The sequence below is a fragment of the Alistipes montrealensis genome, assembly GCF_018362775.1.
Classification (GTDB): Bacteria; Bacteroidota; Bacteroidia; order Bacteroidales; family Rikenellaceae; genus Alistipes; species Alistipes montrealensis.
This window is the reverse complement of record NZ_JAGYXY010000003.1, coordinates 449,146-467,463: the sequence shown is the minus strand read 5'-3', so window position 1 is coordinate 467,463 and position 18,318 is coordinate 449,146. Positions and strand designations below refer to the sequence as shown.

General features: G+C 59.3%; 14 protein-coding genes. 10 read left to right on the top strand and 4 right to left on the bottom strand.

Annotated elements, in window-relative coordinates; genetic code table 11:
- Window positions 1-6 precede the first annotated feature (6 nt).
- A complete protein-coding gene (locus KG007_RS08110) occupies window positions 7-804 on the bottom strand; it encodes a polysaccharide biosynthesis/export family protein (RefSeq protein WP_195460836.1) in 798 nt (265 codons plus the stop codon).
- Window positions 805-947: 143 nt separating this feature from the next.
- Here KG007_RS08110 and pgmB point away from each other — a divergent pair, with 143 nt between their 5' ends.
- From pgmB to KG007_RS08080, 6 genes are all read left to right on the top strand, one after another.
- Window positions 948-1,625 carry a beta-phosphoglucomutase gene (gene pgmB / locus KG007_RS08105; protein WP_249413280.1) on the top strand — a complete coding sequence of 226 codons (678 nt, stop codon included), beginning with the start codon at window positions 948-950 and terminating at the stop codon, window positions 1,623-1,625.
- A 64-nt stretch (window positions 1,626-1,689) separates the two neighbouring features.
- Window positions 1,690-3,972 (top strand): family 65 glycosyl hydrolase domain-containing protein, encoded by a 2,283-nt coding sequence (locus KG007_RS08100; protein ID WP_213348066.1) that lies wholly within the window; start codon window positions 1,690-1,692, stop codon window positions 3,970-3,972.
- Window positions 3,969-5,249, top strand: a complete 1,281-nt coding sequence (locus KG007_RS08095) for an alpha-amylase family glycosyl hydrolase (protein WP_213348064.1) — start codon at window positions 3,969-3,971, stop codon at window positions 5,247-5,249. Before KG007_RS08100 ends, KG007_RS08095 begins: the two co-directional genes overlap by 4 nt.
- Window positions 5,250-5,375: 126 nt before the next feature.
- Window positions 5,376-6,278 (top strand): TPM domain-containing protein, encoded by a 903-nt coding sequence (locus tag KG007_RS08090; RefSeq protein ID WP_213348062.1) that lies wholly within the window; start codon window positions 5,376-5,378, stop codon window positions 6,276-6,278.
- A 42-nt stretch (window positions 6,279-6,320) separates the two neighbouring features.
- Window positions 6,321-6,896, top strand: a complete 576-nt coding sequence (locus KG007_RS08085; protein ID WP_213348060.1) for a LemA family protein — start codon at window positions 6,321-6,323, stop codon at window positions 6,894-6,896.
- Window positions 6,897-7,814 (top strand): EamA family transporter, encoded by a 918-nt coding sequence (locus tag KG007_RS08080; protein ID WP_213348058.1) that lies wholly within the window; start codon window positions 6,897-6,899, stop codon window positions 7,812-7,814.
- A 3-nt stretch (window positions 7,815-7,817) separates the two neighbouring features.
- Here the strand turns inward: KG007_RS08080 and KG007_RS08075 are convergent, their stop codons facing one another.
- Both KG007_RS08075 and KG007_RS08070 read right to left on the bottom strand, forming a co-directional pair.
- Window positions 7,818-8,624 carry a DUF4396 domain-containing protein gene (locus tag KG007_RS08075; protein ID WP_213348056.1) on the bottom strand — a complete coding sequence of 269 codons (807 nt, stop codon included), beginning with the start codon at window positions 8,622-8,624 and terminating at the stop codon, window positions 7,818-7,820.
- Window positions 8,625-8,698: 74 nt separating this feature from the next.
- Window positions 8,699-11,059 carry an outer membrane beta-barrel family protein gene (locus tag KG007_RS08070; protein WP_213348054.1) on the bottom strand — a complete coding sequence of 787 codons (2,361 nt, stop codon included), beginning with the start codon at window positions 11,057-11,059 and terminating at the stop codon, window positions 8,699-8,701.
- A gap of 231 nt (window positions 11,060-11,290) precedes the next feature.
- Here KG007_RS08070 and KG007_RS08065 point away from each other — a divergent pair, with 231 nt between their 5' ends.
- Window positions 11,291-11,635 carry a DUF4377 domain-containing protein gene (locus tag KG007_RS08065; RefSeq protein ID WP_213348052.1) on the top strand — a complete coding sequence of 115 codons (345 nt, stop codon included), beginning with the start codon at window positions 11,291-11,293 and terminating at the stop codon, window positions 11,633-11,635.
- A 122-nt stretch (window positions 11,636-11,757) separates the two neighbouring features.
- Here the strand turns inward: KG007_RS08065 and KG007_RS08060 are convergent, their stop codons facing one another.
- Window positions 11,758-12,588: a MerR family transcriptional regulator gene (locus KG007_RS08060; RefSeq protein WP_213348050.1), complete on the bottom strand. Its 831-nt coding sequence runs from the start codon at window positions 12,586-12,588 to the stop codon at window positions 11,758-11,760.
- Between the two features lie 229 nt (window positions 12,589-12,817).
- On the opposite strand from KG007_RS08060, the gene KG007_RS08055 reads away from it, so the two are divergent.
- From KG007_RS08055 to KG007_RS08045, 3 genes are read left to right on the top strand one after another with little or no spacing between them, the layout of a single operon-like run.
- The gene (locus tag KG007_RS08055) at window positions 12,818-13,540 is read left to right on the top strand and encodes a lysophospholipid acyltransferase family protein (protein ID WP_195460825.1); all 723 of its coding nucleotides are present in this window, start codon (window positions 12,818-12,820) and stop codon (window positions 13,538-13,540) included.
- Between the two features lie 6 nt (window positions 13,541-13,546).
- Window positions 13,547-15,424: a DNA topoisomerase IV subunit B gene (locus KG007_RS08050; protein ID WP_195460824.1), complete on the top strand. Its 1,878-nt coding sequence runs from the start codon at window positions 13,547-13,549 to the stop codon at window positions 15,422-15,424.
- Window positions 15,425-15,430: 6 nt separating this feature from the next.
- The gene (locus KG007_RS08045) at window positions 15,431-18,304 is read left to right on the top strand and encodes a DNA gyrase/topoisomerase IV subunit A (RefSeq protein ID WP_213348049.1); all 2,874 of its coding nucleotides are present in this window, start codon (window positions 15,431-15,433) and stop codon (window positions 18,302-18,304) included.
- Window positions 18,305-18,318: the final 14 nt, after the last annotated feature.

Here is an 18,318-nt window from a genome sequence, read left to right as displayed (position 1 = left end):
GACTGGCTATTTGGTGAGGGTTACGATGAGCGTCGCCACCGAAATCGCGGTTCCCACCAGCGAGAGGTAAAAACTGCGGTTCTGGCTGATTTCGCCTGCCTGTGCCTTGTACTTGTTGGGTTTGACGTAAACCACATCGTTCTGCTGGAGGTAGAAAACCGGGGAGTCGAAGATGTCGGTCGACGTGAGGTCGAGGTATTCGATCGTGCGTACGCCGTCCACTTCGCGCGTCACGGCCACTTCCGAACGTACGCCGTATACGGTCATGTCGCCGGCCATCGCCAGGGCGTCGAAGATCGAGACCTTGTCGCGCGTAATGTCGTAGAAGCCCGGGCGCGCCACTTCGCCGATGACCGAAATCTTCATGTCGGCGAACTGTACGTTGACCGTGGGGTCGTTGATATATCCGCCTTCGACGATCTTGTCGGCGATGGTCTGCGCCAGTTCGCTGCGGGTCTTGCCTTTGCATTCGATCTTGCCGATTACGGGCATATCGAGCATGCCCTTTTCGTCTACGGTGCGCATCTGGAGCGCCTGGGATGACGCTGCGCTGCTGATGGCGGTTCCCGTGAGCGAGTTGTAGGAGGTCGACGAATTGAACGGCACTGCCAGCTCGGGGTCCTTGCTGTTGACGACAATCGTCAGCCGGTCGAGGGGTTTGATGCGGATCTGGCCGTTTTCGGCGATTTGTTCAGGTGTGAAGGGTTGTGCGTCCTGTAAATACCACACGCGTTTCTGTGCAGAGCACGAAACGAGCAGTATACCGAGGATCGCTGTCCCGATAAGGAGGCAGAGTTGCTTCATGTTTAAAATAAGACGTTGATTATAATACGTGCGCAAAGATATAAATTAATTCTGAAAAACACCTGCTATCCGGCATTGATATTTTACAAGTGTGTATGTAATCTGTTGCATAATACGTAGGATGTTGCAAAAAAATTGTATCTTTGATATTCGAAAATTTGAGAATGACCGACTGCTGCATATTCGATTTGGACGGAGTTATCGTCGATACGGCCCGCTACCACTATCTGGCGTGGGCCGCACTGGCCCGTGAACTGGGTTTTGAGTTCACTCCTGCGCAGGGCGAAGCCACCAAGGGCGTGAGCCGCATGGACTCGCTGGAGATCGTGCTGCGCGCCGGGGGGCTTGAGAACCGTTTTTCCGGGGCCGAAAAGGAGCGCCTCGCCGCCGAAAAGAACGCCCGTTACCTGGATTATGTTTCGCAGATGACCCCTTCGGAGGTGCTCCCGGGCGTGGCGGCGTTTTTGCGGGACGTTCGCAGCCACGGCGCGCGGGTGGTGCTGGGTTCGGCGTCGAAGAACGCGGGGACGATCCTCGACCGGTGCGGCATCCGGGCGCTGTTCGACGCCGTGGTCGACGGCACGCAGGTCGCACGGGCCAAACCCGACCCGGAGGTCTTTTTGAAGGGAGCCGCCGCCGTGGGGGCCGATCCGTCCGTGTGTGTGGTCTTCGAGGACGCCGCCGCGGGTGTCGAGGCCGCAGCGCGCGCCGGCATGCGTTCGGTGGGTGTCGGGGGCAGTCTGCTGCTGGCCCGGGCCACGATGCAACTGATGACCTTCGAGGGTTTTACGTTTGAAAAACTGATTGCGGCGATTGGCTGATTTCGCCTGCCCGGGTCCTGCTTTGCCGGGCGGACGACGGGATGGAACTGAAAATGAATCTGCTATGAACGAGTTTATAAAAACCGATCCCTGGCGCCTGGTCGAGGATCGTTTCGACCCTTCGCGGGTAAAGTCCTCCGAATCGCTTTTCGCGCTGGGCAACGGTGTGATGGGCGGCCGGGCCAATTTCGAGGAGCGCTATTCGGGCCCCTCGTTGCAGGGCAACTACATCGGCGGGGTCTACTATCCCGACAAAACCCGCGTAGGGTGGTGGAAGAACGGCTATCCGGAGTATTTCGCCAAGGTCCTGAACGCGGCTTTCTGGATCGGGGTCGATGTCGCCGTCGACGGCGAACCGCTCGACCTTGCCGCCGCTGAGGTAAAGGCCTTTTACCGCGAAATGGATATGCGCCGCTCGGTGCTGACGCGCCGCATGCGGGTCGTACTGAAAAACGGCGCGGAGGTGGCCGTCGAGGCTGTCCGTTTCTTCTCGCTGGCGCGCCGTGAACTGGGCGTCGTGAAATATACTGTCACGCCCCTCGACCGGGCCGTCTCGATCACGTTCTCGCCCCATATCGACGCTGACGTGCGCAATACCGACGCCAATTACGACGAAAAGTTCTGGGAGGAGGTCTCGACCGACGCCGACGCTGTGCAGAGCCGCACCCGGAAGAGCGGTTTCGAGGCGGCCTGGGCGCAGGCCGTCGAGCTCGACGGGGCCGACTGGTGCTGCGAGACCCGCCCCGAAAAGGTTCGTTCGACCGCTGTGGTCCGGCGCGAAAAGGGCTGTGCCGCCGTCCTGTATAAATACGTAGGCATCTGCTCGTCGCTCAACCATGCCCCGGCGGAGCTTATGCCCGCTGCGCGCGGCGTCGCCGCCGACGGCCTCCGGACGGGTTTCGATGCGCTGCTTCGCGAGCAGGAGGCCGCCTGGGCAGCCCGCTGGCACGGCTGCGATATCGTCATCGGGGGCGATCCCGCGGCCCAGCAGGGCATCCGCTTCTGCATCTTCATGCTCCTGCAAACCTACACGGGTGTCGATACCCGCCTCAATATCGGCCCCAAAGGTTTTACGGGCGAAAAGTACGGCGGCGTCACCTACTGGGACACCGAAGCCTACTGCCTGCCGTTCTACATGGCCACTGCCGGACAGGCCGTCGCCCGCGAACTGCTCGTCTACCGTTTTAATCAACTCGATAAAGCCATCGAAAACGCCGCGAAACTTGGGTTTCGCGACGGCGCGGCGCTCTATCCGATGGTTACCATCAACGGTGAGGAGTGCCATAACGAGTGGGAGATCACCTTCGAGGAGATCCATCGCAACGGCGCGATCGCCTATGCCGTCCACAATTATATCCGTTATACCGGCGACCGGCAGTACCTCGCCGACTGCGGACTGGAGGTGCTCTTGTCCGTCGCGCGTTTCTGGGCCCAGCGCATCACGTGGTCCGAAGCCCGCCGGAAGTACGTCATGCTGGGTGTTACGGGCCCTAACGAGTACGAAAACAACGTCAATAACAACTGGTATACCTCCTACATCGCCTGCTGGTCGATGCGCTACGCCGCGGAGGCGGCCCGGTGGGTGCGTGAAAACCGTCCCGCCGACTACGCCCGCATCTGCGCGAACCGCTCCTTCGACGAGGCCGCCGAGACGGCCCGGTGGCGTGAAATCGCCGACAACATGTACCTCGGCGAGGATCGCGAACTGGGCATCTACCTCCAGCAGGACGGCTACCTCGACAAGGAGCAGGTCCTGGCAAAGGACCTCGATCCGGCCGAACGCCCCATCAACCAGAAATGGTCGTGGGACCGCATCCTCCGCTCGTGCCTGATCAAGCAGGCCGACGTGTTGCAGGGCCTCTACTTCTTCGGCGAGGATTTCGATCTCGAAACCCTTCGCCGCAACTTCCGTTTCTACGAAGCGCGCACGGTCCACGAGTCGTCGCTTTCGCCCTGCGTCCACGCCATCCTCGCCGCGCGGATCGGCGATTTGGACAAAGCCTACGAACTCTACCTGCGTACGGCGCGCCTGGACCTCGACGACTACAACCGCGAGGTCGAGGAGGGCTGCCACGTCACTTCGATGGCCGGATCGTGGCTGTCGGTAGTCGAGGGTTTCGGGGGTACGCGTGTGAAGGACGGCGTGCTGTCGCTCGAGCCGCAGCTGCCCGCCGCGTGGGAATCCCTTGCGTTCAAAATCAATTTCCGGGGCCGCGTGCTCACGGTCGAGGTCACCCGCGATGCCGTCGGGGTCTCGAACGAAGGCGCACCCGTCGACATCGTCCTCTGCGGCACTCCCTGCCGTGTCGGGACCCGGATAACCCATAAAATAGAATCTGCCCGATGAACCTGCACCCCGACTGGAGCTACCAGGCCGTCCTGTATGAAATGAACGTGCGCCAACTGACGCCCGAAGGCACGCTGGCCGCCGCCGCTGCGCGGCTCCCTTTCCTCAAAGACCTTGGCATTGACGCTGTGTGGCTGATGCCTGTTTACCCGATCGGCGAACGCGAACGCAAAGGATCGCTCGGCTCCTACTATTCGATCCGCGACTACTGCGCCGTGAACCCCGAACTGGGCACGATGGCCGATTTCGACGCCTTCGTCGCCGAAGCCCACCGCCTCGGCCTGAAAGTCCTGCTCGACTGGGTTGCCAACCATACGGCCCGCGATGCGCGGTGGATTGCCGAAGAACCCGCTTCGTGGTACGAGCGCGACCCTTCGGGACAGCCTGCCGTGCCGTGGGACTGGTCCGACACCGCGAAACTCAATTACGGCAACCGTGACGTGTGGCGGGCCCAGGCCGACGCCATGGAGTTCTGGATCACGCAGCATGCCGTCGACGGGTTCCGCTGCGACATGGCGATGCTGGTCCCCATCGGCTTCTGGAACGAGACCTCGCGGCGCCTCAGGCAGGTGAAGCCCGATCTGTTTATGCTGGCCGAAGCCGAGGAGCCGAATCTCTTCGAAGAGGGTGCTTTCGATGCCTGCTATGCCTGGCAGATGCACCACCTGATGAACGATGTAGCCCGGCAGCAGACCCGTGTCACGGCCCTGCGCGACTATATTTATAATGACCGCAGCGCCTATCCCGACTCGGCGATGCGCCTTGCTTTCACCTCGAACCACGACGAAAATTCGTGGAGCGGTTCCGAGTTCACCCGGCTGGGCGACGCGCGGGAGATCATGGCCGTCTTCACCTTCGTCGTTCCGCGCGGCCTGCCGCTGATCTACACCGGACAGGAGATCGGCTACGACCATTCGTTCGCCTTCTTCGACCGCGACCCGATTCCGGCTTACGAGGCCAACTCGTTCACGGAATTTTACCGCCGCCTCACGGCGCTGCGGCACGACAATCCGGCACTTGCGACGGGGGAGCGGGGGAGTGCGATGATCGAAATCCGCAACAACGCCGAAGACTGCCTGATGACGATGGTCCGCGAAACGGACGGCAACCGCGTCGTCGCCGTGATGAACCTTTCGCCCTACGCTATCCACGCCGACTACTACACGGGTATTTACGCCGGAATGTACACCGACGCCATGACGGGCGAGCCCTGCGAACTGCGCGGCCGCGTCGAGGAGGATATGGCGCCCTGGAGCTACCGGATTCTGACGCGCTGACGGTTCTGCCCCGTGTGGTTGGCAGCGGGTATTTCCGCAATTTTTCGGCGGTCCTGCCGGCCGGATCCGAAAACTTTTCGGCCGGATACCAAATCCCGCTTTTTTACGTATATTTGTCCCGAGGTTATGAGAAAAATTGCAATCCTTTGCCTGCTGCTCGCCTGCGCGTTACCCTCCCTTGCGGGGACTTATCGCCCGGAGCAGGTTCCCAATGTCCAGCAGATGGACCGGCGGCATTATGTCTCCGATCCCGACGGCATTCTGTCGCCCGGCGCCGTGGCGCGCATCGACTCCGTTTGCGCTTCCCTGCGCGAGCGGGGCCTTGCTCAGGTCGCCGTCGTTGCCGTCGACGACATCGCCGGCGGCGATCCGTTTTCGTTTGCCGTCGAGCTGTTCCGCAGTTGGGGCGTGGGCGGCGCCGAAAGCAACAACGGCCTGGGCATCCTGCTCGTGAAGGATTTGCGGGAAATCCGTTTCGTCACGGGCGGCGGCCTCGAAGGCATCCTTCCCGACGCACTCTGCAAACGCATCCAGCTCAACTATATGCTTCCCGCTTTTCGCGAAGGCGATTACAGCGCGGGCATGGTCGCGGGCGTTACGGCTGCGGCCACGATTCTCGAAGGCGGCGAGGTCGACCTCAGCGGCGACGGCGGCGGGGAACTTCCGGCGTGGGCGATCTTCCTGGTCGTCGTCGGTTTCATCGTGGTCCCGCTGGGTGTCGTGCTGGTGAACTACTATGTCAAACACCGCTGTCCGAAGTGCCATAAGCTGACCCTGAAACAGGAGTCGCAGCAGGTGCTGAGCGTCACGCACAACTACCGGCTGGTGGAATATACCTATGTCTGTTCGAATTGCGGCGCCGTGGTCAAGCGGCGCGCCCGGAACCTCCGCGACGACAATTTCGGCGGTGGCGTCGGCGGCGGCACGATCATCGGCGGCGGCTTCGGCCGCGGCATGGGCGGCGGAGGTTTCGGCGGCGGCTTCGGGGGAGGTTCTTTCGGCGGCGGCGGAGCCGGCTCGAAATGGTAGTGCGAAGGAAATGTGAAAATTGAGAATTTAAAAATAAGGATTATGAAAAAATGGATTTGGATCGGCGTTGTCGCCGTGGTGGTAATTTTCCTGTATGCAACGTACAACGGCTTCGTCAACAAGGAGGAGGGGCTCAAGAGCGCCTGGTCCAACGTCGAGACGCAGTATCAGCGCCGTGCGGACCTGATTCCCAACCTGGTCAACACCGTAAAGGGCTATGCGGCCCACGAGAGCCAGACGCTGAACGAAGTGACCGAGGCCCGCGCCAAGGCTACCTCGATCAACCTTTCGGCCGACGACCTGACGCCCGAGAAACTCCAGCAGTTCCAGCAGGCGCAGGCGCAGGTGCGTTCCGCGCTGGGCCGCCTTATCGCCGTGTCGGAAAGCTATCCCGACCTGAAGGCCAACCAGAATTTCCTCGAACTGCAGGCCCAGCTCGAAGGAACCGAGAACCGCATCGCCGTCGCCCGCAAGGATTTCAACGACGTGGCGCAGAAATACAACGTCTCCGTGCGCCGTTTCCCGGCCAACCTCGTTGCCCGGATGTTCGGCTTCGAACAGAAGCCCTATTTCGAATCGGCCGAAGGGACCGAGACCGCCCCGCAGGTTGCCTTCTAAATGGCTTCCGAACGTTCCCGCGGCTATGTGCTGGGCGCCGTAGCCGCTGCCAGTTACGGACTGAATCCGCTCTTCGCGCTGCCCCTCTACGGGGCGGGTATGGGAGTGGATTCCGTGCTTTTTTTCCGCTACCTGCTGGCCGTCGTGATGCTGGGCGCGCTGATGCTTTTCCGGCGGCAGTCGTTCGCCCTCACGCGCCGCGACATCGCTCCGCTGGCTGTCATGGGCCTGTTGTTTTCCTTCTCGTCGCTGTTCCTGTTCGAGAGTTATAACCACATGGATGCGGGCATCGCCTCTACGATTCTGTTCCTCTATCCGGTGCTGGTGGCCGTCATCATGGCCGTCGGCTTCCACGAACGGGTCACGGCCGCTACGGTACTTTCTATTGCGCTGGCTTTCGGGGGCATCTCCCTGCTCTACGAAGGGGGTGACGGGCAGACCCTGAGCCTTTGGGGCGTCATGCTGGTCATCTTTTCGTCGCTCTGCTATGCGATCTATATCGTGGGCGTCAACCGCTCGTCGCTCAAGTTGCTTCCGACCGAGAAACTCACGTTCTACGCCCTGCTTTTCGGCCTGAGCGTCTATGTCGTGCGGCTGCGTTTCGGCGCCGGCCTGCAACCGGTTCCGACTCCTGCACTGTGGGTCAATGCCGTTTCACTGGCGCTGTTCCCGACGATCGTGTCGCTGGTAACGATGGCCGGGGCAATCCGCCGTATCGGTTCTACTCCCACGGCGATCCTCGGTGCGCTGGAACCCGTCACGGCTTTGTTTTTCGGTGTCATGGTCTTCGGCGAACGCCTCACGCCCCGCATCGTGACGGGCGTGGCGCTGATCCTCGTCGCCGTGACGCTCATCATCGTCGGCAAGTCCCTGCGCCTCCACTGGCCCCACTCCCTGCGCCTGCGCCGCGCGAAGTAGCGGTTACATGCCCTTTTTGATCCCGGCGCGGATCAACCCGATGTTGACCGGCAGCGCTACGAGGAACCCGCACGCCATCGCGACCTGCATCATGAACCAGAACTGGAACGAGGTGCGGGGGAGTGCGGAGCCGTCGTTGAGGGCGAAGATCACCACGGCCATCCAGCCGTACATCCCCGCCTGCCACGCCGTCAGCGACAGGATGTCGGCTTTCGCGGCGCGGCGCACGATCTCTCCGCGCGGGGCCTTCGGCTCCATGCCGCGAATCGCCGCATACTGAAATCCGATGCCGAAACCGAGGGCGAGGATGTAGTCGATCACCCATGATCCGGCGATCAGACTGCCGCCGATCGCCACCGGAACGAAGTAGAGAAACCATTCTCCCACAAGGTCGGCCAGCGTGCATCCCGCCCCGCAATGGAGCGTCGAGAGCACCACCGACTGCCACCGGCTCCGCGGCGGCATCGCCATTTCTCCCATCCGCATTCCGTCCATCTCCATTCCGCCGGACTTCATCTCGTCCGTTTTCATTCCGGGCATCTCCATCCCGCTCATCTCCATTCCGCCGGATTTCATCCCGTCCATGCCTCCCGCGTGCTCCTGCTTTTCGTCGAGCGTGCAGCGTTTCACCCGCCCGAAGGCGTAGTAAGCCCATAGCCCGAAAAAACTGGCCCAGAGACCCGTGAGAATCCATACGCTGTTCATGATGCGCATCGGCTGCCGGCACTGGCGCAGGTCGACGGCGATGACGGCCGCCGAAGCGATGCCGCCGATGACGAAAATTTCGGCTATATACGGAAATTGCTGCATAAGAAGGATTTTTTCCATCTTATGCAGCAATTTATGTACCGTTCCGGCCCGGGGCCGCGAATTTCCGGGAGACGTTACAGGCGGCTCTTTTCGTCGGCCGATCCCGCCTCGACGGCTTTGCGCTTGAAGGCCTTTCCCGACTTGAAGTTGTAGGTCAGCCCGACGCGGTAGGAGCGGTTGCTCCACATCTGCTTCACGTTGACCGTGCGGACAAACCCGTCGCCGCGCGCTCCGATCACCTGTCCCTGGTCCAGCAGGTTCTCCACCGAGAACGAGGCGGTGAACCGCTCGCCGAACCGCTTTTTCACTCCGACCTGCACCCTGTGGTCCGGCTTCACCCAGCAGTTGCCCAGGTCGAGGCGGCTTTGGTAGCGGTAGGACATGTCGATATAAAATTTCGCCGGGAGCGTGAAGGTCGTCGAGAGGTTGATGAAGCCCCAGTTGAAGAACTCTTCCGCGCCGTGCTGCTCGACCCGCTGCCCGCGGCGCATGTAGGTCAGGTTGGCGTTGAACTGCCACCATTTCGTAGGTTGGAACGGCAGGTTGGCCGAAACGTAATAGCTTTTTGTCGCGTCGTAGTTGACCCACGCCAGTTGCAGCAGGTCGGGGTTCTCCGGGTCGGCCTTCATCGTCTGCTGAATCTCGTCGTTCACGATCTGCACGCCTCCTGTGAGGGAGTATTTGTGGGCCATCACCAGCGTCAGGCTCACGTCGTGCTTAAATGACGGGTCGAGCGACGGATTGCCCGTCTGGTAGGTGTAGTCCGAAATCTGCATCCGCTGGGGGTTGAGGGTCCAGAACCGCGGCCGCTCGATGGTCCGTGCATACTGCGCGATCAGCGAATACCCCTTTTCCCTGGACAGCGAATAGGATATGTTGGCGTTGGGGAACAACGAAAAGTAGTCCTGCCCGACGCCTTTCCCCGTCGTGTGGGTGTACTCCCCGCGCAGGCCCGCCACGAGGCTCCAGCCGCCGAGTTTCGCCGACACGATCCCGTAGGCCGCCGCGATGTTCTCCGTGTAGTTGATCGTGAAGCTCTGGTTGTCGTTGCGCAGCCACGCGTCGTCCTTGCGGTATTCGTAAAGCGCGTCGTTGTGCATGTCGTTGTAGGTGTACTTGGCGCCTGCCTTGAGCGACCATTTGGGCGAGAAATTCTTTTCCAGCGCCAGCGTTGCGGTGGCGATGTTGTAGCGGCTCACGGCATTGTCGCGGTAGACCGAGTCGACGACGGCTTCAGGGGTCGTGATACGGCTGAAATTGTCGTTCAGTCCTTCGTTTTCGCGGCGCGTGTAGTCGAGGAGCAGTTTGAGGGTCGAACCGAGGGTGTCGATTTTCCAGATGTAGTTGAACGTCGCCGAAATGTTGTTGCGCCGGTCGAACTTGTCGTAATAACTGTCCGTGTGCGTCGTCGTGCCGCCGTCGAGGAAATCGGTGTAGGAGTCGTTGGGCTCCGGCGCCCAGTCGTGCCAGTATTCCACCTCTGCGCCGACGCTGTGCCGCGGATTTATTTCGAACACCGTTCCGGCGCTGGCTCCGAAATTACGGTTGCGGCCTTTCATCTCCGAATGGGCGTTCAACGTCTTGTCCGCAGCGTTGTAAAGGGTCTGTTCGTCGGTCGTCGTCTTGTCTTTTCCGAAAGTTCCCCACGCCGAGGCGTAGAAATCCAGGCGGCCCGAATGGATGTTGATGTTGGCCGAGGGCGAGTAGCGGTGGAGCATTTCGCCCTGCCTGGTGTTGAATGCCACCGAGCCGTCGATGCCGTTCTCGCGGCGTTTTTTCAGCGTGATGCGGATGATTCCGCCGGCCGAATCCGCGTCGTAATCGGCGCCGCTCGTGGGTACGACCTCTATTTTCTGAATCTCCTCGGCGCGCAGCGATCGGAGGTAGGTCAGCAGTTGCTCGGGTTCCATCCTCAGCTCCCGGTCGTTGATATAGACCTTCGAGCCGCTCTTGCCGTTGATCGAAATCTTCTCGCCGTCGATCCACACGCCCGGCGCGCGTTCCAACAGTTCGACTCCGTCCTTGCCGATCGCCGCCGGGGCGTTCGCCACGTCGACCACGAAACGGTCCGCCTCGCGCCGTACCAACTGCGCCGCGACCACTACGCTCTCGATGCCTGTCGCCGCGTTGCGCATCACGAAATCGCCCAGGTCGTTCTCCTGCTCTACGCGCACCAGTTTTTTTACGGGATCGAATCCGAGGTACTGAATCTGGAGTGTGTATTCGCCGGGCGCTGCTTTCAGCGTGAAGCGGCCTTCCGCGTCGGTCGCCATACCGGTCACCTGCTCGGTTCCTTTCAGCAATACGACCGTTGCATATTCGACGGCTTTTCCCTGTTCGTCGACCACGCGGCCCGTCGAGGGGCAGAGGTGTGCCGCAAAGAGCTGGGTTGCGCCCATTGCGAGCGTTACGATAAGGAGGATCAGTCTTTTCATAATATTCTGCTTTGCACTTTATTTGTCGATGCAAAGATATGTAATAATATTTATACTATGCAAGACATAGTACTAAAATTTTCAGAAAATTTTTGATACCTATTTTAAACGAGCGTAAGTGCATTAAATTATTTCGAGAAGGAAATAAATATTCTGTTTGAGTTACAGAATATTATCCATAATTTTTTAACTTTGAAAAGTTATAGCACCGCATTTAAGTAGATTGGCAAAATGAAGAGGGTATTCGCATTAACGCTTTGTCTGCTCCTTTTTTCATTCTTTTCCTGCGACAAGGATGACGGAGAGGTCGTGTCAATGACTGTTGCGTCGAAAATGGGTATGCTGCGCGACGGCGAGAGCGGAATGGATATTCCGGTGTTGCTTGGCAAAATCGGGAAATCGGAGAAATGGGAATTAATAGGATCTATCGACGGTTTTGAGTTCGAAGAAGGCTATGAATGTGTGCTGACCGTAGCTATTATTCCGGTCAAGAACCCGCCGGCGGGCGGTTCGGGTCTGCGCTATAAAATGCTGCGACTCCTTTCCAAAACGGAAAAGGATTCCGAAGGATTGTAACCGTCGTAGGATCTTTGCGCATGGAAGCGCCCGCTCGTCCGGGCGCTTTTTTAAGTTCTGTCCTGCGAAAATCCCCGCATCGGTGAAGATGCGGGGATAGCAGGTGTCGGTTCCGCGGTCCGCTATCGCGTTACGGGAACCTGGATTTCGGTGAGCCACTCCTCTTCCGACTCTTTGTTCCAGATGCCGTCGATGTAGCAGAAGCGGGGGCTTCCGGCGATTTTGTAGCCGTGCTGCTCGATGTAGGCATAGAGCTTGGTGAAAGCCTCCGGCAGGGCGGAGTAGTTGCCGTAGTGGTTGGTGCAGGCGGCCGTCGGCACGGCGTCGGTCTCCTTGAACCGGACCAGTTCCGAATCCTGCTTTTTCTCGACCACCTGCTCGCAGTATTCGATGTCGATGTTGTGCTCGCGGTATTCCTTGTTGTGGTCGATCGTGTAGCAGTATCCCGGTTCGGGGCACTCGCACCCGAGGCGGGCCATTTCGGGGCCGATGATGTTGGGACACAGGTCGAACAACTCGGCATATCCGGATATGACGCGGCGGTGGCTGGCGACGACGATCGCCGGCAGCGGTTTGATGATGACTTTTTCCATTTTCTGTCGTGTTTTGAGTTTGTTTCCCAACTCGCTCAGCCGGGTCATGCGCCGGCGCAGTTCCGCCATCTCCGTGCGGCACTCCTCTGTTTTCGCACGGATCATCTCCAGCGGCGGCTCTCCTCCGTGCTCCTCGAAGATTTCGCGGACCTCTTCGAGGCTGAACCCGAGTTTCTTGAGGTAGAGGATGCGGCCCATCCGCTGCATCTGCGATACGTCGTAATAGCGGTATCCCGTCCATTCGTCCACGTGGTTGGGGATCAGCAGTCCGATCTGTTCGTAGTGCCGCAGCGTCTTGACGGTGACGAAGTTGAGTTTGGAAAACTCTCCGATTTTAAGTTTTATTTTCGTTGTCTTCATAAACCTTGCGCAAGTGTTTACGGTGCAAAGATAGACCCTTCCCCCGGGGACGGGTCAAATTTTTTCGCAACTTTTTTTCCGGCCCGCTTTTTTTGTGCCCGTTTCGCTGCATAAAATATAGGTCCGTCGAAATTTTGTTGAAAAATCGCGCGGCGGCAGGGTAGGAATCCCGGGAAATAATTCCTAAATTTGCAGATTGAATTAATATGGCTAATTGTCCCCAGACACAATGTTGAGCGCCTTATACTACCTTTTTTTAGTGCTTCTGTGCACCTTTTTCATGATTTTGTCGGCCGTTGCCCTGGTCGTCTGCTACCCCTTTGACCGGGGCCGCCGCGTGGTGCACGAATTGTCGCGCATCCTGGTGCGGATTTTCTTCTTCATCCCGCCTTTCTGGCGGCAGAAAGTCGTCGGCCGCGAACTGATCGACCGAAAGAAACGTTACGTCATCGTCGTTAACCACAATACGGTCATTGACATTCCCGCGCTCTATTATATCCCGCTCAATTTCCGCTGGGTGTCCAAACGCGAGGTCTTCAAGACGCCCTTCTTTGGGCAGTATCTTCTGCTGCACGGCGACATCTGCATCAACCGCGGCCGAGCCACCGAGGCGCTGGAGCAGATGATCCGCGACGGCAGGATGTGGATTTCGCGCGGGGCTTCCGTGGCGATCTTCCCCGAGGGTACGCGTTCGAAGGACGGTGAAATCCACCGCTTCAAGGCCGGGGCCTTCACGCTGGCCAAAGAGGCGGGCGTCGACATTCTTCCCGTCGTTCTGGACGGGACCAAAACCCTGATTAAAAAGAATATGCTCTTCAACTGGGGCAACCGGATCACCATCCGCGTACTGCCTCCCGTCCCGGCCGCTGAGGTCGCTGCGACGGAGACCCATGAACTGATGCAGGAAGTGCAGGAACGGATGTGCGCCGCTTTGGCCGAAATCCGCAAATAACGAATTATGGCAGATTTACTCAATAGCAATTCAAACGCAGCAAATTACGGCGACGACGCCATCGTGACCCTCTCCCCGAGGGAGCACATCCGTCTGCGCCCCGGCATGTACGTCGGCGTGGTCGGCGACGGCTCGCAGCCCGACGAGGCGCTCTACGTGCTGATCAAGGAGGTCGTCGACAACTCGATCGACGAGTTCATCATGGGCGCCGGACGCCAGATCGACATTTCGATCGTCGACAACGTGGTTTCGGTGCGCGACTACGGCCGCGGCATCCCCCTCAAGTCGCTTGCGGCCGCCGTCGGGCAGATGAACACCGGCGGTAAGTACGGCGGCGATGCCTTCAAGAAAACAGTGGGTCTCAACGGTGTGGGCGTCAAAGCCGTCAACATGCTTTCGGGCGAATTTACGGCCCGTTCGGTGCGTGACGGCGAAGCCCGCACGGTGACCTTCGCCAAGGGCCTCGAAGTGAGCGACAAGTGGGAGAGCGGCGTCAGCGAGAAGAACGGCACGTTCATTTCGTACCGCGTCGACGAGGAGATTTTCGGCGAATACGCTTACAACCTCGAATACGTTGAGCAGAAAATCCGCAATTACAGCTACCTGAACCTGGGGCTGACGCTCAATTTCAACGGCAAGAGCTATGTTTCCAAAAACGGCCTGCTGGACCTGGTGAACGACAACATGACCGAGGATCCGCTCTATCCCCCGATCCACCTTTCGGGCGAGGACATCGAGGTCGTGATCACCCACGGCACGGGTTACGGCGAGAGCTACGACTCGTTCGTCAACGGACAGCACACCACCCAGGGCGGTACGCACCAGACGGCTCTTCGCGCCGCCATTGCCAAGACCGTCAAGGAGTTCTACCACAAGGACTACGATCCTTCGGACATCCGCACGTCGATCATCGCAGCCATCTCGATCAAGGTCACCGACCCGATTTTCGAGAACCAGATGAAGACCAAATACGGTTCGAAGGAGGTCGAGCCGGGTGTCTCGGTGAATAACTTCGTGGCCGACTTCCTCACCAAGCACCTCGACGACTACCTGCACAAGCATGCCGAGACGGCGCAGATTCTCCAGAAGAAGATCGTCGAGAACGAAAAGGAGCGCAAGGCGATCTCGGGCATCCAGAAGAAAGCCCGCGAAACGGCCAAGAAAGTAAGCCTGAACAACAAGAAACTGCGCGACTGCAAGATTCACCGCACGGACAAGAGCGAGTTGGCCGAGCAGTCGATGATCTTCATCACGGAGGGTAACTCGGCTTCGGGTTCGATCACCAAGAGCCGCGACGTGCGCACGCAGGCGGTCTTCTCGCTGCGCGGAAAGCCGCTCAACTGCTACGGGCTTACGAAGAAGGTGGTCTACGAGAACGAGGAGTTCAACCTCTTGCAGGCGGCACTGAACATCGAGGAGGATATGGACAACCTGCGTTACAACAAGGTAGTCATCGCCACCGATGCCGATGTCGACGGCATGCACATCCGCCTTCTGATGATGACCTTCTTCCTGCAATTCTTCCCCGAGGTCATCCGCCAGGGGCATTTGTTCGTGCTGCAAACCCCCTTGTTCCGCGTGCGCAACAAGAAGGAGACGCTCTACTGCTATTCGGAGGAGGAGCGCCTGAAAGCCGTGGCCCGCTGCGGCGTCAATGCCGAGATCACGCGATTCAAAGGTCTCGGCGAGATTTCGCCCGACGAGTTCAAGGAGTTTATCGGCGAGAACATGCGGCTCGACAAGGTCCGCATTACGAAAGACGACCCGATCCACGACCTGCTGGAGTTCTACATGGGTAAGAACACCTACGAACGGCAGGGTTTCATCATCGACAACCTGCGCATCGAGGAGGACATCGTGGAGCAGGACCTGAAAATCAGCTAAAGGAATATGGCAGAAAAAGATAAAGACGAATTGATTCCCGGCGAAGCGTTCAGCGAGGACGCTTCGACCCCCGAAACCGCGGATGCCGCCGATGACGAAACCCCTGTGGCCGAAGCTCCGGCCAAGGCGGGCAAGTTCGACCGCCTGACGCAGGAGGAAGGGGGCGTGCGCAAGCTCACGGGCATGTATAAGAACTGGTTCCTGGACTACGCTTCGTACGTGATCCTCGAACGCGCCGTGCCGCATGTCGAGGACGGCCTGAAGCCCGTTCAGCGACGCATCCTCCACGCGATGAAGGTCGTCGACGACGGCCGCTACAACAAGGTGGCCAACCTCGTGGGACAGACCATGCAGTACCACCCGCACGGCGACGCCTCGATCAAGGACGCACTGGTCCAACTGGGCCAGAAGGACCTTTTGATCGACTGCCAGGGTAACTGGGGCAACATCCTCACGGGCGACGAGGCCGCCGCGGGCCGATATATCGAGGCGCGCCTGTCGAAATTCGCCCTCGACGTGGTCTTCAACAAGAAGACGACGGAGTGGATGCTTTCGTACGACGGCCGCAAGGAGGAGCCCGTCACGCTGCCCATCAAATTCCCGCTGCTGCTGGCACAGGGCTCCGACGGCATCGCCGTGGGCCTGGCTTCGAAAATCCTGCCCCACAACTTCCTGGAACTGATCAACGCCGCCATTGCGCACCTTCAGGGCCGCGATTTCCAGTTGTATCCCGACTTCCCGACGGGCGGCATGGCCGACGTGAGCCGCTATAACGACGGCCTGAGGGGCGGGGCGGTGAAGGTCCGCGCCAAGATTTCGAAGATCGACAAGCGTACGCTTGCCATCACCGAAATTCCCTATACCACGACTACCGAGTCGATCAAGGATTCGATTATCAAGGCCAACGACAAAGGCAAGATCAAGATCAAAAAGGTCGACGACAATACGGCCGACAAAGTCGAAATCGTCATCCAGGTTTCGCCCGACGAATCCTCGGACAAGACCATCGACGCGCTCTACGCCTTCACCGACTGCGAGGTGTCGATCGCTCCCAACTCGTGCGTCATCTGGGACGAGAAACCCCACTTCCTGGGCGTTTCCGAGATTCTGCGCCGTTCGGCCGAGCATACCAAATCGCTGCTGGGCCTCGAACTGCAAATCAAGCTGGGCGAACTCAACGAGGCGTGGCACGCCGCGTCGCTCGAACGCATCTTCATCGAGAATAAACTCTACCAGCTCATCGAGGGCTGCAAGAGCCGTGAAGAAGCCTACGCCGCCGTCGATAAAGGCCTGGAACCCTTCAAGAAACGGCTGCGACGTGAAGTAACGCTTGAAGACGTTCAGAAGCTTACCGAACTGAAGTTTATCCGTATTTCGCGCTACGACAGCGAGAAGGCCGACAATGAGATCAAACAGATCGAGGAGGACATGAAGTCGACGCAGTACGACCTCGACCACCTCACCGAATACACCGTGGCTTACTACGAGCGTATCCGCGACAAGTACGGCAAGGGCAAGGAACGCCGCACCGAACTGCGCGAGTTCGACTCGATCGAGGCGACGAAGGTGGCCGTTACGAACGCCAAACTCTACGTCGACCGGGCCGAAGGCTTCTTCGGCATCGGCAAGTCGATGAAGGATGCGGAGCTGGTCTGCGACTGCTCGGACATCGACGACGTGATCGTCTTCACCAAGGACGGGCGCTACGTGATCACCAAGGTTTCCGACAAGGCTTTTTTCGACAAGGGCATCCACTACATCGGGGTCTTCAAACGCAACGACGACCGTACGATCTATAACGTCCTCTACCGCGACGGCAAGAACGGCGCGATCATGATGAAGCGCTGCGCCATCAAGGGTATCACGCGCGACAAGGAGTACGACATCACCAAGGGAACGCCTAAGAGCGAGATACTCTATATGTCTGTCAATCCGAACGGTGAGGCCGAGGTCTTAAAGGTTTACTTTAAGCCCCGCCCGCGCCTGAAAAAGGTGATCGTCGACCTCGATTTCTCGACCCTTGCCATCAAGGGCCGCCAGAGCCAGGGCAATTTGTTCTCGCGTTACGGCATCCATAAAATCGTGCTGAAGGAGCGCGGAACCTCGACGCTCGGGGGGCAGAACATCTGGTTCGACGAGGACGTGCGCCGTCTCAATGCCGACGGCCGCGGCAAGCTGCTCGGCGAGTTCAAGGGCGACGACAAGTTAATCGTGTGGACCTCTAAGAATCAGTACTATATCACCAACTACGACCTGGGCCAGCACTTCCCCGACGACACCGTCCGCGTGAGCCGCTATGAACCCGACCGGGTTTACAGCCTGTGCTATTACGACCGTGACCAGCGGTATTACTACATGAAGCGTTTCACGGCCGAGATGTCGGACAAGATGCAGGACTTCCTCGACGCCGACGCCGATTTTGTCTGTGTCACCGACCGCGCCGGCGCGCAGTTGGAGATCACCTACAAGGGTGCGCATGCCACGCGTCCTGCCGATTTGGTCGATGTTGACGAATTTGTGGGTGTCAAGAGCCACCGCGCCAAGGGCAAACGCCTGACGACCTACGATGTCGACCGCCTGCGGATGATCGAGCCCGAGCTGCCGCCCGAACCCGAACCGACGGACGACGAGGAATTCGACGGCGACGAACTGCCCGATGTTCCCGAAACAGATGCTCCGGAAAGTCCCGAAGCGGAGGCCGCCGGGGAAAAAGCGGCTCCGAAGGCCGCTGCGAAACCGGCTGCGAAATCCGCTCCGGAGAAAACTCCGGCCGACGCGCCCCGACCCGGCACGATCGTCGGGGGCGTGGAATTCGAGATCGAGCGTGCGAAGGGCGATGCCGACGAGATGATCGATCCCGAGCAGTTGAACCTGTTCTGAAACGGCCGCCAGCG

Bases quoted from the DNA above. Each gene is read 5' to 3' on its own strand.
- KG007_RS08110 (WP_195460836.1), bottom strand. From the start codon at position 804: ATGAAGCAACTCTGCCTCCTTATCGGGACAGCGATCCTCGGTATACTG.
- KG007_RS08100 (WP_213348066.1), top strand. From the start codon at position 1,690: ATGAACGAGTTTATAAAAACCGATCCCTGGCGCCTGGTCGAGGATCGT.
- KG007_RS08095 (WP_213348064.1), top strand. From the start codon at position 3,969: ATGAACCTGCACCCCGACTGGAGCTACCAGGCCGTCCTGTATGAAATG.
- KG007_RS08090 (WP_213348062.1), top strand. From the start codon at position 5,376: ATGAGAAAAATTGCAATCCTTTGCCTGCTGCTCGCCTGCGCGTTACCC.
- KG007_RS08085 (WP_213348060.1), top strand. From the start codon at position 6,321: ATGAAAAAATGGATTTGGATCGGCGTTGTCGCCGTGGTGGTAATTTTC.
- KG007_RS08080 (WP_213348058.1), top strand. From the start codon at position 6,897: ATGGCTTCCGAACGTTCCCGCGGCTATGTGCTGGGCGCCGTAGCCGCT.
- KG007_RS08075 (WP_213348056.1), bottom strand. From the start codon at position 8,624: ATGCAGCAATTTCCGTATATAGCCGAAATTTTCGTCATCGGCGGCATC.
- KG007_RS08070 (WP_213348054.1), bottom strand. From the start codon at position 11,059: ATGAAAAGACTGATCCTCCTTATCGTAACGCTCGCAATGGGCGCAACC.
- KG007_RS08065 (WP_213348052.1), top strand. From the start codon at position 11,291: ATGAAGAGGGTATTCGCATTAACGCTTTGTCTGCTCCTTTTTTCATTC.
- KG007_RS08060 (WP_213348050.1), bottom strand. From the start codon at position 12,588: ATGAAGACAACGAAAATAAAACTTAAAATCGGAGAGTTTTCCAAACTC.
- KG007_RS08055 (WP_195460825.1), top strand. From the start codon at position 12,818: ATGTTGAGCGCCTTATACTACCTTTTTTTAGTGCTTCTGTGCACCTTT.
- KG007_RS08050 (WP_195460824.1), top strand. From the start codon at position 13,547: ATGGCAGATTTACTCAATAGCAATTCAAACGCAGCAAATTACGGCGAC.
- KG007_RS08045 (WP_213348049.1), top strand. From the start codon at position 15,431: ATGGCAGAAAAAGATAAAGACGAATTGATTCCCGGCGAAGCGTTCAGC.